This window comes from Streptosporangium sp. NPDC003464, assembly GCF_053588315.1.
The window spans coordinates 1-13,362 of sequence record NZ_JBSFPS010000047.1; the positions used below are offsets into that span (position 1 = coordinate 1).

General features: G+C 67.8%; 12 protein-coding genes. 3 read left to right on the forward strand and 9 right to left on the reverse strand.

From position 1 onward, the window contains the following. From ACWDS7_RS13325 to ACWDS7_RS13335, 3 genes are all read left to right on the forward strand, one after another. The coding region (locus tag ACWDS7_RS13325) for a transposase (protein ID WP_451929486.1) at positions 1-339 on the forward strand (339 nt) is incomplete at its 5' end. A gap of 75 nt (positions 340-414) precedes the next feature. After that, on the forward strand, positions 415-981 hold the full coding sequence (locus tag ACWDS7_RS13330) for a DUF4291 domain-containing protein (RefSeq protein WP_451929487.1): 567 nt from the start codon (positions 415-417) through the stop codon (positions 979-981). A gap of 569 nt (positions 982-1,550) precedes the next feature. Next, entirely contained in the window at positions 1,551-1,796 is a 246-nt protein-coding gene (locus ACWDS7_RS13335) for a hypothetical protein (protein ID WP_451929488.1), read from the forward strand. A 578-nt stretch (positions 1,797-2,374) separates the two neighbouring features. Here ACWDS7_RS13335 and ACWDS7_RS13340 read toward each other — a convergent pair. The 9 genes from ACWDS7_RS13340 to ACWDS7_RS13380 all read right to left on the reverse strand — a co-directional run bounded on the left by ACWDS7_RS13340 (position 2,375) and on the right by ACWDS7_RS13380 (position 13,338). Continuing rightward, entirely contained in the window at positions 2,375-3,199 is an 825-nt protein-coding gene (locus ACWDS7_RS13340) for a hypothetical protein (RefSeq protein WP_451929489.1), read from the reverse strand. A gap of 166 nt (positions 3,200-3,365) precedes the next feature. Further along, the gene (locus tag ACWDS7_RS13345; RefSeq protein WP_451929490.1) at positions 3,366-4,007 is read right to left on the reverse strand and encodes a hypothetical protein; all 642 of its coding nucleotides are present in this window, start codon (positions 4,005-4,007) and stop codon (positions 3,366-3,368) included. A gap of 318 nt (positions 4,008-4,325) precedes the next feature. After that, positions 4,326-6,269, reverse strand: a complete 1,944-nt coding sequence (locus ACWDS7_RS13350; protein ID WP_451929491.1) for a hypothetical protein — start codon at positions 6,267-6,269, stop codon at positions 4,326-4,328. Between the two features lie 77 nt (positions 6,270-6,346). Next, positions 6,347-7,342, reverse strand: coding sequence for a LacI family DNA-binding transcriptional regulator (locus tag ACWDS7_RS13355; RefSeq protein WP_451929492.1), 996 nt, complete (start codon positions 7,340-7,342; stop codon positions 6,347-6,349). Further along, positions 7,339-9,087 carry a glycoside hydrolase family 36 protein gene (locus tag ACWDS7_RS13360; RefSeq protein WP_306867458.1) on the reverse strand — a complete coding sequence of 583 codons (1,749 nt, stop codon included), beginning with the start codon at positions 9,085-9,087 and terminating at the stop codon, positions 7,339-7,341. Before ACWDS7_RS13360 ends, ACWDS7_RS13355 begins: the two co-directional genes overlap by 4 nt. Further along, complete coding sequence (locus ACWDS7_RS13365) at positions 9,084-9,911, reverse strand: carbohydrate ABC transporter permease (RefSeq protein ID WP_451929493.1); 828 nt, start codon at positions 9,909-9,911, stop codon at positions 9,084-9,086. The genes ACWDS7_RS13360 and ACWDS7_RS13365 overlap by 4 nt, the downstream gene beginning before the upstream one ends. Continuing rightward, positions 9,908-10,831, reverse strand: a complete 924-nt coding sequence (locus ACWDS7_RS13370) for a carbohydrate ABC transporter permease (protein WP_306867464.1) — start codon at positions 10,829-10,831, stop codon at positions 9,908-9,910. Before ACWDS7_RS13370 ends, ACWDS7_RS13365 begins: the two co-directional genes overlap by 4 nt. A gap of 122 nt (positions 10,832-10,953) precedes the next feature. Then, a complete protein-coding gene (locus tag ACWDS7_RS13375; RefSeq protein ID WP_451929494.1) occupies positions 10,954-12,297 on the reverse strand; it encodes an ABC transporter substrate-binding protein in 1,344 nt (447 codons plus the stop codon). Positions 12,298-12,870: 573 nt separating this feature from the next. Continuing rightward, positions 12,871-13,338: a hypothetical protein gene (locus ACWDS7_RS13380; protein WP_451929495.1), complete on the reverse strand. Its 468-nt coding sequence runs from the start codon at positions 13,336-13,338 to the stop codon at positions 12,871-12,873. Positions 13,339-13,362: the final 24 nt, after the last annotated feature.

The window sequence follows — 13,362 nt, forward strand, 5'->3', positions numbered from 1 at the left end:
GCCCGGTCGAACGCGGCCCGGGCCTCCTTGTGGTGCCGGCCCGGGCGGGTGCGTGCCGACAAGGCATACGCTTCCCGTAAGAACCGTGCTTACCTGCGCCGACGCGGCATCCGCTGCACGATCCCGGACAAGGCCGACCAGGCCCGCAACCGCAAGAAACTCGGATCCAGGGGCGGTCGTCCGCCGAAGTTCGATCCGGAGGATTACAAGGCTCGGCAGGCGGTGGAGTGCGGCATCAACCGCCTCGAAAGGCACCGTGCCGTGGCCGCCAGATACGACAAGCTCGCGGTCCGCTACGAGGCGACCGTCCTCGTAGCGGCCATCAACGAGTGGCTATGACCAGCACATTCGCTCCGGCAGGGGGCGGGGAAAATGCTTCGCGATGCGAGTGCACCGGATGGCAGGGTGCAACGCATGGCACCCCAGTACCAGATTCGCGCAGACTACGACGCTGACACGATCGTGGTCTACCAGGCATACGCGCCTGCCATAGCCGACGCAGCGCTGCGAGCGGGCCGCTTCGTTGCGCCGTTCTCATTCCACAGGATGACATGGATCAAGCCCTCATTCCTGTGGCTCATGCATCGCAGCAACTGGGCCCGCAAACCTGGCCAAGAGCGCGTTCTCGCAGTGCGGATAACCCGGCAGGGCTGGGAGGAAGCTCTGTCCCAGGCCGTGCTCACGACCGCGGATCCGGCAGCTGTGACCCAGGCGGCCGTACATGTCCAGTGGGACCCGGAACGCTCGTTGCGCGGAGCGGCGCTGAACCACTACAGCATCCAGGTCGGCATCGGCCGCAATCTGATCCGCACATTCACCGACGACTGGATCGTCAGCCTCACCGACCTCACCCCCCAGGTCCGCAAGGCCGCGGTATTGACACAAACCGGGCACGCTACCAAAGCCCAGCGGCTATTTCCCGCAGAGAGGGTGTATCCACTGCCACGGACGCTGGAAAGCCTCCTTCCCCCGGGTAGCTGACGGCCGACTGGCGAGGGATAAGTTGCCCGCGCCTGAGACACTACGAGTCCTTTCGCAACAGGCCCGAAGAGTTGTTGTCAGATCCGCTGGCGGCCTGTGTCTGGCTTGCCGCTCTTGACGTATGGGTCGTGGAGATCCGACCGATGCCCGGCCGCTGACGGCGGTTCAGGCGGCTCAAGACGAGCAGGGGCGGGTGGACCGGGACGTGTCGATGGATTCGACGACCGTGCGAGCGCACCAGCACGTAGCCGGCGCGCTCCGCGCGGCCCTTGCCCGCCCGCCGTCGCCGAGTCGGCGAAAGGGGGACCGGGCGGGGACAAATCTGGGCGATCCGGTGCTGCCAACCCTGGCGGCCCGGCTGGCGGAGGTGATCCGACCGGGGAGTGCTCAGGGCGCTCACGCGGCGGGTTCACCACGGAGATCCACGTGTCGGCCGAGGGGCGGTGCCGTACGCCTGGGAACCTCACCGTCGCCGCACCGGTTATCTGGCTCCGACCCGATCCAGGAAACAGCTTCTAACGGTCGTGCACCGTAGCAGCCAGTATCTGGGCCCTTGACCAGGATAAAGAATGCCAGGCGTTACAACTAACTACATTTTCCGCCAATCCCCGGATCCGGTGGAGCCTTCGCTGATCGAGCGGCTGAGCATCTTTCCGGCGTTGCACGAGCTCACGGACATCTCGCGCTATCAGGCATTCCCGTGTGACTGTCAGGGCGAAAGATGCTGGCTCAAGGAGGCTTTTGGTGTGCCAGACCTTCCCTGGGATGAGATGCCCGTCGTTGACCAGGTTCATCACAAGCAGATCCATCCCTGATCGCACATCGATGTCCCGCCCCGACCATCACCGCCCGCTCCAGCTCAGCAGGGATGGCGGACCCTCCTTCTGGCATGGCGGACGACACCTGTGGAAATGACCTGACGGGTGAGAGGCGAACTCGTCACGCCCACTTTTCTCGATCAGTACAGCAGCGCGTACAGCAACACCGTCTTACGCGATCACACAGTACGGGCCCGCGTCCACCGCTCCACCAGAGCGAAAGAGCACTGACAAGGCGTCCGCCCTTCCCTACGGATCAGAAGGTCAGGGGTTCGAATCCTCTCGCCCGCGCCTAACGGAAGCCCTGGTCATCTCAGCGATGACCAGGGCTTTTCGCTTGTGGATCATGTTTCGGCATCCGGCGGTTGTCGGGCGATGTCGGCTGGTCGTCCCCAGTACGGCCCCACACTCCGGAGCTCAGGACCTCGCTGGTTCGCCGCTTGGCGATCTCGCCTTGACCCCCATAAGGGCTCGGTGCCTCCTGACTGGCTCCCATGCCCTCTGAAGGGACGCTGCTCAGGCGGGAAAGATGTACATGGGCTCGCCCGCCGATGTCGATTCCTTCTTGGCGCAGATCAGAAGGGGCCGCTCTCCGGATAGCCGGCCTTTATGACGGCCTTGCGGGTCTTCGCGTTGAGTTTCTTCTCACTGATGACCTTGTTGGCCGCCGGTGCGGCGATCTTCGCCTTGGTGCCCCAGTCCGAATACTTGGTATCGGTGTGGAAGACCATCTGGTCATAGGCCATGGTGTCGTCGTCCGGGTAGGTTGTCGTGTCGACGACCGTGCGGGTGAGCAGGTTGTGCTCATCGAAGTACAGGTGGAACTCGACGCCGCCTTCCCCGGCGGATCTGTCGTGCTGGAAGTCGGCGAGTGTGGCGGTGCCCTGATACTCGCCGGTCGCCACTTCTGATGCGTTGTCCAGCATGAACTTCAGTTCGGCAGGAGTGACGATGTCGGGGACGGCGTTTCTGTGCCCACTGGCCTTCGACTGGATCCAGGAACGACCGGAAGGCAGCGCCTTGGCGATGCCGGCGTTGGTCACGTAGGCGTTTCTGCCTTCGGCGATGACCCGGTAGGGAAGGTTGGACCCTTTCTGGGGTGAGGACATGCGGACACGGAGGTCGGCAGCCGCTGCATTGCCCTTGCCGAAAGCCAGGGTGCCGACCGTGCGGGTGTTCACCCGTATCTGCATAGCCCGGTCCTCGGCGGTGAAATCGAGGATGATGCCGCTTGATTCGATGATCTTTACGCCTCTGCCCGGGACCAGCTGGGCCTTCAGGGCTTTCACCGGGTCCACTGGAGCGGCCTGCACGGATGCGACGGATGCCGCCTGAGCGGGTACGGCCACCGCGGACACGGCCGCGGCCGTTGCCACCAGGCCTGCGAAGAAGAGCTTCATCAGCGTCCTTGCTCGGGGGATATGGCAGGGAAAGAAAAGAGTAAGAGGCGGTGTTGTCGAGATAATGGATCTCTTGTAACGATCCTGTGTAGACCGATGACCTCAAATGGTGATAGCCCTTGATGAAGACGGGCGGGTAATCCTTGCCTTCTCCCGTATTTTCGGGTCAGGGCCGGCAGAGGTGGCCATCCTGGTGTGATACGCCTGAAATTCGTCGGCAATATTTAGCGAGGGATTCGAGGATCTCTTCGGCGGTCTTGGTCCACACGAATGGCTTGGGCCCGTCGTTCCACCGATCCATCCAGTCGCGGATGTCCTTCTCCGGAGCTTGGACGCTCTTGTGGACCCCTCGACGGATCAGCTGGTCGGTCAGATAGCCGGACCACCGCTCGACCTGGTTGATCCACGAGGACCCGGTCGGAGTGAAGTGCGTGTGGAAGCGGGGATGGCGGGCCGGCCACGCCTTGAAGGACGAGTTCGCGGATCTCTTCACGGACGATGACAGGCGACACGCGGGCAGGTTATGGCCATGGATCTGGGTTTCCGCGGTGAAGCGGCCGACTTCTGTCACCGGTGTCGGCGCGGTTACCCGCGAGCCGTCATCGATCCGCTGGTGGAGGCGTTCGAGCTGACCCGGGACGACATCGTGGTTGACCTCGGTCGAGGGATCGGCCGGCCGGCCCTGCCGATCGCCGAGCGGGTGCGTGCGGTCGTCGGCGTGGACCCGGAGCCGGACATGACCCTGCGCGCGACGCGCCGCGGGTGAGCAGGGCGTGACCGATGCGAGCTGGATGATCGGAGCCGACACCGACCTGCCGGGGCTGGGTGCACTGCTCGATGACCAGGGGGTTGCCCCTTTCCCCCGTACTTGGTCTGCGGCTCTGAAGAGGGACGCTCGAATCCTCTGCCCGACGGCCGCCGTGCCGTGAGACGATCATGGAAGTTCCGGAGGGCACCGGCGATTGATGGACGGACATGACGTAAATGAACGACATTCGAACGGCCAGCGGCGGCAGTCCGGCGGTCTTCAGCCCGCTACCGCCACTGGCCGTTCCGTTGTTGCTCAAGCCCCGTACCGATCCCGGAAGGCGGGGAGCCGGTACGGCGGGGCGGTGGCGGACGTGGGTCAGCCGGAGACCTTGACCGTGGCGGTCCGGCCGGCGCGCACGGGCACCAGGGCGACGGTGTAGCCGACGCCGTCGATCACCTTGGGCATGCCGATCATGCGGTGCCCGTCGACCTCCAGCCAGCGGTGCTTGCCCGGGAAGCGTGCCTCCCAGAAGGTCTGACGGTCGGAACCGTTCGTGAGCGTGGTCGAGGTCTGGCCGTCGTGCCGGACCGTCACCTTGCCGTCCCCGACCGGCACGTCGGCCACCTCCAGCCAGCCGATGTCGGCGGGCAGCCGCGACTGGGTGGCCACGGTGCGCCGCGGGGCATCGGGCTGGATGCCCATCAAGCCCTCGACCGTCTGGCTGACCAGGGTGAACGACACTTCGGGGTAGTCGCCGTTGAGCCCCTGGCGCCCGACGACGTGCCTGTTCTCACGCCTGTCGTAGACGCTCTGCATCCACTTCCAGGCGGTCTCGTTGCGGTTGTGCCTGAAGAACGTGTCGGGCAGGTAGGTGAACGCCTCGATGTTGACCGGCCCCTCCGGGCCGGAGGCCTGGGTGTCGATGAAGTCGAGGTAGGCGTCGTTGCGCGGGCCGGCGTCGATGATCCCCTTCATCGGCATGAACCAGCTGTTCTCCTTGCCGAAGCCGGTCACCGGCTCGCCGGAGACGTTGTAGGCGCGGACGAAGTCGGTGCTGCCCTCCTTCCGGCTCCAGGTGTCGTTGAAGTAGCGCTTGAGCTCGCGCGCCTTGGCCGCGTACTCCGCCGCCAGCTTCAGGTCGCGCTTGTCGACGGCGAGGTCCGCCAGCGCCTTGTACGCCTGGTACTGGGCGCCGATCCCGTCACCGGCCTCGATCAGCGGCTCGCCGTCCTCGTTGTAGCTGGCCGTGCCCTGGAAGATGCCCTTGCCGGTGCCCTCGGCGACCTTGACGGAGCCGTTGGGGACGGTGCCGTCGTGCAGCTCGACGAACTCCTTGGTGGCGTGCCGGTAGTAGTCCCAGAACACCGGGTCGTCGATGTAGGAGCGGTCGCCGCTCCAGCGGAACGCGTGGTTGGCCTTCTCGACCAGCTCGAACGTGGCCGGCACCTCGCGCACGAAGTTGGTCGGGCTCCTGTAGTCGATGTCGAGGTAGGTGGAGGCGTCGAAGTTGAGGGCCCACACCGGGTAGTACTTGTGCTCCTCGGTGGCCGAGGCGGCGAACGAGCGGAGCATCGCCTTGTTCTCGGCCGCCAGGCCGAGGATGTGCGCTCCGGCCAGCTGGTGGGCGAAGTCGCGGGAGTAGTAGCCGCTGCGGTGGGCGTATCCGGCCCAGTAGGAGGAGGCGTAGCTGCCCTCGCCGGTGCCGGCGGGCTTGCGCTCGTCGACGTTGAGCGGGCCGGGGACGCCGTTCTGATGCACCCAGCTGCCCGCCTTGGCCTTGGCCCAGCCGAACATCTCCACGATCTCGGCGTTGGACGAGCTCACGCGGGGCCCGGCGGTCGCGCCGGGCGAGACCATCACGTCGTCGGCGTTCACCCAGCCGGAGCCGGAGCCGAACACGATCCCCAGACGGTCGCCCTCGGCGAGTTCCACGTCGGAGACGGTGTAGCGGGTGTAGGTGGAGCGGGCCGGCAGGGTCACGGAGCCGGCGGCGGCGCCGTTGCGCAGCACGGTGAAGGTGCCGCCCGCGCCGCCGGTGGCGATCCAGGCGGATACGGAGTAGCGGCCCGCGGCGGGGGCGACGACGGTCTGGCTGACGCTCCTGTCCTCACCGGAGTCGAGGTAGATCAGCTTGGTGCCGCCGTGCGGCAGGTTGGTGGCGACTCCGGTGCCGGAGGTGAACGTCCAGCCTTCGACGCCCTTCTCGAAGCCGGGGTTGACCACGACGAGCGGGCCGCCCGCCGCCGCCTGGGCCGGGGTCAGGGCCGCGGCGGCGAGAAGGGAGGAGCCGAGCAGGACGGATAACGCGATGTACCTCATGGGTGTCTCCCGATTCAGGGGGTGATCGGATGAATCTCAGGCGATCAACGGTGAGATGAGGTGAAAATTCGAGAAAATCAGACGGAGCGCGGCGGCGCCGTCGACGCCCGCACCACCAGCTCCGGACTGAACAGAAGCTCGCCCGGCGGCACCTCGCGGTTGCTCACCAGGGCGACCACGCTACGGGCCACTTCCTTGGCCAGGCGGTCGACGGGCTGCCGGACCGTGGTCAGCGGCGGATCGACGAACTCCATGATCATCGAGCCGTCGTAGCCCACGACCGAGACGTCGCCGGGCACGGACAGCCCCTCCCTGCGCACGCCCCGTATAGCGCCCAGCGCCATGAAGTCGCTGGCCGCGACGATCGCGGTGACATCCTGCCTGAGCAGGGTGGACGTGGCCGACTGGCCGCCCTCGATCGTGTAGTACTGCCGGACCACCCACTGGTCCGGGTCCTCCACCCCGCGCCGCTCCAGCGCGGCGAGGAATCCCTCGACCCGGCGATCGGCGGGCCGGTTGCCGACGGGACCGGCGGCCATGCCGACCCTGCGGTGCCCCAGCGAGAACAGGTGCTCCACGGCCAGCTCGGCGGCGAGGTGGTCGTCCGTGGAGAAGACCGGCGCGTCGTGCCCCTCGAAGCCGCCGTTGACCCCCACGAACGGGATCCGCCTCGCGGCCAGCACGTTGTATGTCTCGGGATCGGCGTTCTCGATGGTGTTGCTGGCCGACAGGAACACCACCCCGGCGACACCGTGGTCGGCCAGCGCGGTCACGAACTCGCGTTCCTGGATGCCGCCGGGCAGGGCGGGGCAGAGCACGCCCTTGAGCCCGTGCGGTGCCAGCGCGGCCTCGATCAGCTCGGCGACGTCGGCGAAGAACGGGTTGGACAGCCACGGCGTTATCACCGCGACGATCTGCCCCCGGGTGGAGCGCTCGTAGCCCAGCTCCGCCATGGCCCGCTCGACGGCCTCGCGGGTCTTGGCGGAGACACCGGAGCGGCGGTTGATGACCCGGCTGACCGTGGCCTCGCTCACGTCAGCCCGCGCCGCCACCTCGGTGATGCCGATCTTCACTGGGTCTCCTCCAGAGTCGCCAGGCCCGAGGGCGGGACGGCCAGCGCGCACAGGCCGGGCTCAAGCCGCCGCTCCACCCGCTCGATCATAGATCCAGCCGCACCGTAGACGATCAGCTCTACCGTGATTCCCGGTCCTGTGACGTCGAGGACGAGGCGTTCCGCGGCGGTGCCGTTGACGAGCGTGATCCGCCGGTGCCGCGCGGTGTCCAGCGTGGCCACCCGGTCGGCGCTGACAGTGATCACGCAGTCTTCTCCTCGCGACGCCGTGATGACCGGGTACAGCTCGTCGGGGCGGCCCGGCTCCACCTCACCGTCGAGCAGGAGAGGCCGCAGCCTGCGCCACTGGCCGAGCCAGAACGCCACCATCCGCCGGTGCTCCTCGCTGAGCCCGGCGAGTCTCACGGAGATCTGGGGCACGGCGTGCAGCGGGCCGATGAGCTGGCGCGCGGCGCTCCGCGCCTCCCCCTCAGGGTCCCACATCAGCATGTCGGCGTGGACGGCCCCGCGCACGGAGAGCAGGCCGACGTCGATCGTACGGACCCGGTTGGCGGTCGCGTCGGCCGGGCAGTCGTCGGCCCGGAGCATGTTGCCGAAGGGCGCCATGCCCGGCCCGACGTACGGCTGGCGCAGCTCGATGAGCACGTCGGGCCGGATGGCCTCGAGCGCGGCCTGAAGCTCGGTCAGCAGCACGTTCATGGCGGTGCCGACGTCGGGGATGTCCGCGCCGTGCGCGGGCGCGCCCGCGTAGACCATGACCTCGTCCAAGAAGTCGATCTTGAGTCCGTCGAGCCCGTGGTCGGCGACCAGCGAGGCGCACAGCTCGACCACGTGCCGCCTGACCTCGGGCCTACGCGGGTCGAGCACCTGCGCGCCCGGCACACCGGCCGGAGCCGGAGCGTAGGGCGACAGTTCTGGGAAGCATTCGGCTTCCGGGCCCAGGAGCAGCGGGGCGACCCAGAGGAGATACTTCAGCCCGAACTCCCGAACTCGGGCGACGTGTCCCGCGAGGTCTGGGAACTTCGTCTTGTCCGGACGCCAGTCCCCTACGCCCGGATAGCCTCGCCCGTTCCCCAGCTCCTGCCATCCGTCGTCGATGATGATCACGCCGCAGCCCAGTTCCGCCGCCAGCGCCGCCTCGGCCTCGATGGCCGACTCCTCGACGTCCTGGGTGAAGCTGTACCAGGTGGAGTAGACCGGCAGCCGCGCGGCCTCGGGCACGGGCGCCGGCCCCGCCCCCAGCCAGGTCCGCAGCCCGCGCATCGCAGCCGCGACCGACGGAGCCGTCCTGGCGAAGACCATCTTGTACGGCGAGGCGCTCGCGGGCACGGTCAGGTGCACGACGAAGGTCTTGTTCTCCTCGGAGACGCCGAAGCGCATCACGGTCTCCGGAACCGGATCGACGGCGGCGAAGGCGAGCAGCGTGCGGCCGGCGCTGTCGTACAGGCAGCCCGCGGCGGCCCCCTCGACCAGCGACACGTGCGCCAGGCCCGCCCAGTCGGCGACGAGCGGGCGGCTCCAGGAGCGGGTGGGGTGCCAGAACCCCACCGTGTCGCCCAGCGGGACCGAGAGCCGGATCTCCGTCTCCCCGTCGGAGCGGACCTCCAGCAGGTCGGGGCCGTCCTGCTGCGCGGTCAGCTCCCAGCTCGCCGACGCGCCCGGCGTATGCGTCAGGACGGCCAGCCGTACGTCGTCGAGCAGGTGCTCGGTTGGCGCGGGCGCGAGCCCGGCGGTCGTGACGCTCACTCTTTCACCGCTCCTGCGAGAAGTCCGGACACGAAGTGTCGTTGAAGTAGAAGGAAGAGCAGGGCCATCGGGAGCGCGGCGACGGCCGTTCCGGCGAGGATCTGGCCGTAGTCGGTCTCGGTGGCGCCCTGCAGGGAGGCGATCGCGAGCGGGATCGTGTAGGCGTCCCGGGTCCGCAGCGCGATCAAGGGCCAGACGAAGTCGTTCCACTGGTAGAGGAACAGGTAGATGCCCAGAGCGGCGAGAGCCGGTCGCATCGGCGGCAGCACCACGCGGACGAACAGCCGCAGTTCCCCGCAGCCGTCGATCCGGCCCGCGGCCAGCAGCTCGTCGGGCAGCGCGGACATCGACTGCCGCATCAGGAAGATGCCGAACGGCAGCGCGAGGTTGGGCAGCACGATCGCCTGGTATGTGTTGAGCCAGTCGAGCGCCAGCATCATCTTGAACAGTGGTACGAGCGTGACCTGGCTGGGGATGACGAGGCCGAGCATCAGCAGGCCGAAGAGGAACTCCTTGCCGCGGAAGTCGTACTTGGCGAAGCCGTACCCCGCCATCGTGCACACCAGGCCGGCCAGTACCGTGTAGATCGTGGAGATCAGCACCGAGTTGAGCACCACCCGGCTGAAGCCGATGCTGGCCTCCAGATTGGCGAGGTTCTCCAGCAGGTGCCCACCCGGCAGCAACGGCGGCGGGCTGTCGAAGACCTCGGCCGTGCTGTGCGTGCTGCCCACGACCAGCCAGTAGAACGGCACCAGCACCACGGTGACGGCGATCAGCAGCGACGACGTCAGCATGACGCCGCCCACCGCGTTTCTGCGGTTCACGACTTGTCTCCCAGGAAGCGGAACTGCACGATGCCGAGGAACCCGATGATCACGGCGAGTGCGTAGGCGATGGCCGAGGCGTAGCCGAAGTCGAAGAACTTGAAACCGTTGTTGTAGAGGTAGAGACCCAGGGTCAGCGTGCTGTTGTCGGGGCCGCCGTTGGTGAGGACGTACGGCTCGTCGAACAGCTGCAACGTGCCGATCGTGGACATGACCAGCGTGAGCAGGACGACCGGGCGCAACCCCGGCAGGGTCACGTGCCTGAACCTCTTCCACGCGTTCGCCCCGTCCACGGCAGCCGCGTCGTAGTGGTCCCTGGGCAGCGCCTGCAGCCTCGACAGGAAGATCACCGCGTTGTAGCCGGTGTAGTGCCAGGTGAGGGCCAGGCCCAGGGCGATCCGCGCCCAGAGCGTGTCGGCCAGCCACGGCACCGCCGGGATGCCGGCGAGCCCGAGGAACCAGTTGACCAGTCCGGACTGCGGGTTGAGCAGGACGGCGAAGAGGACGCCGTATGCCACGAGCCCCGTCACCATCGGAAGGAAGAAGCCGAGCCGTATGAAGGCGCGGAACCTCAGCAGCGCCGAACCGAACGCCACAGCCAGTCCGATCGCGATGGCCAGCATCAGCGGCACCTGGACGACGAGGATGACGCCGGTGTTGCGCAACGCGGTCCAGAACAGCGGATCTCTGAGGAGCCGCTCGTAGTTGGCCGTCCCGGCGAAGCTCTGCAGCGCCCCGTCGGTCCGGAAGAGGCTCAGCCAGAACGACCACGCGATCGGGTACAGCTTGAAGACCGCGAACAGGGCGAGCGCGGGCAGCACGAACAGGTAGGGGGCGGCCTTCGTTCCCGGGCGGCGCACCCGCCGGGGCGTCTTGGCGGACGCCCCGGCGGTGGCCCGCTCGGAGACCACTGTGCTCATCAGTCGCTCACCACTCCTCATCCGCTCCGCGGACGGCCCCGTCCCTCGGCCGGCCACCGCGCTCACTGCGCCAGGTCCGCTCCGTACTCATCAGCCGCTCACCCACCCTGGCTTCCCCGCCGTCATCGCAGGACCGTGCGGCCGGTCTGCTGGGCGATCAGGTCCGCCGCCTCCTTGAGGACCGTGGCCGGGTCCGCGCCCTTGAGCAGCACCTTGCTCTGCGCGTCGGTGACGGCCTTCAGCGCGCGGGAGTAGTCGGCGGTGTAGTTCGTCACGTAGGACGGCTGCTTGAGGGCGTCGAGGAAGATCTCACCCTTCTTCTGGCCGCTGAAGAACGCCGACTCCTCGTGGAAGACCGGGTTGTCGTAGGCGGCCAGGAGAGCGGGCGCGATGCCCTTCTCCTTGTAGATCTTCACCTGCGACTCCGGCCTGGTCAGCACGTACTCCGCGAAGGCGAACGCGGCGGCCTTGGCCTTGCTGGTGTTGGCGACGGCCAGGTGGGTGGAGTTGACGGTCGCGGAGACCTTGCCGCCGGGAGTGACCGCCGGAGGGAGACGGACCTTCCACTTGCCCTTCTCGCCGGGCACGGTCTCCTCGATGATGCCGCCGAACCAGGTCGGCATCGCCTGCACCGCGACGGCGCCCTTCTTGATCGAGCTGATCATCGCGTTCCAGCCGCCCGCGGTGTCGGCCACCAGGCCCGCGTCGTTCAGCTTCTTGATGATCGTCATGGCGGTGATCGCCTGGGGGGTGTCGAGCGTGATGTTGCCCTGCATGTCGAAGTAGAAGCTGTCCTGGAGCTGCAGGAGCGTCTGGAAGAAGCCGGCCGAGTCGCCCACCGAGGCCGGCTTGTCGATGCCGATCAGCTGGACGCCGGTCTTCTCCTTGAGCTTGATGCCCGCCTCGATGACCTCGTCCCAGGTCCGCAGGGCCTCGACGTCGACACCGGCCTTCTCGAACAGGTCGGCCCGGTAGTAGAAACCGGCCGAGTTCGCCTCCCACGGCAGGGCGTAGACCTTGCCGTCACGGCTCACCGTCTCCCACATGCCCTGGGCGAACTTGCCCTTGTGCTTGTCCGCGCCGAGCGGCACGAGGTCGGCCAGGCCGCCCGGGAACTTCTCGACGTAGGCGGGCAGGTAGTCGACGCCGATGTGAAGCACGTCGCCCAGCCCCTGGCCACCGGCCGCGAGGCCCGCAGTGATCTTGTCCCAGATGGCCGGGTTGCCGATGTCCTGGACGTCGACCTTGATACCGGGGAACTCCTTCGTGAACTCGGGCACCAGCGCCTTCATCATCGCGGCGGGGCCCTGCCAGCTCCACACGGTGATTTCACCGGTGGCGGCGGTGCCGGTCGGGCCGACGGGCGCGGGGGCGGCCGTGGAGCCCGCGCCACAGGCGGTGAGGACCGTGCTCCCGGCGGCCAAGGCGCCGAGCTGGAGGAAACGGCGGCGGTCGAGGTGGGCCATGTGCGGCCTCCTGGGGGGTGCGTGCGATTGGCCTGACGCGCTGGAACGTTACCCCCATGTTTTGGGCGATTGCAATAATTGGATGAAAGATTTCAGTAGGCTGTGAGTGCACTCCTGCAACTTCTGTGGGACCGCGAGTGGCGGAACCGGCTCCCCTGAGGCCTGAGGGGGGTCGAACACTCGCCGGTCGCTCCGTTCGGACGAGTGCAATGGACACCCGCGAGGGGGAGGCGGGGGCGGACCCGCAACGGGACCGTTCCGTACGGTAAGCGCATTCCCGCAGGCCGGAGTGGGGCACCGGACAAGGCGTGCGCGGAGGCGTCGGCGTACGTTCCGGTACCGCCGCGGCTCGCTTCCGATCTTTGGTTCCGAGGGCGGGTGCCGTCAGCGGCATCTGTCGCCTGAAGCGCAGCGGGCTCGGCGTCCACCTGCTCCGGGGCTGCTACGTACGGGTGGGGAGGCGGCCCGGGGTCTCGATGCGGTGAAGGTACGGCGGGCGGCCGACACGCTCGCCGGCCTGTCGGCCGGCCGGGACGGAGGGGCGCTGATCGGGCGCCTGTCCTTTCCTGCTGGTCAGGGGCGAGCAGGTGGCCGGCTGGTGTCCTGTCTGTCGCGGCTCCAGATTTCGGTGCATCGGGGGAGGTCTTCGATGCCTCCGCCTTCGGGGATCATGCCCCAGAGGAAGGGGATCAGGTATCGGGGTGGTCCGCCCAGAAGCACGGCCAGTTCGTTCTCGGTGACGGCGAGGGCGAATGCCGGGCCCCGCTGCCCGGGGTCCCAGCCCTGTTCGAGGGCCCGCCGGATACAGCCGGCGACGAGGACGGGCCGGACCGCGATCGTGCGCTCCCCGTCCCAGTTGTCCGGCCGGGCACAGGGGAGCGACACCACGAGAACACGCCCCGGCGCCTCGGCCCGCTCGACGGCGACGGTGAGGGGAGTCCAGCCGTTGCCCTGGGAGTAGGTGGGCCTGTGCCCGATACGCCAGCGGAAGGCGGTGCCGTCGACGGTGATGGGCCGTGAGCCCTTTCTGGGCATCGTCATGGGCGCCTCCAAGCTTCTGCTCTG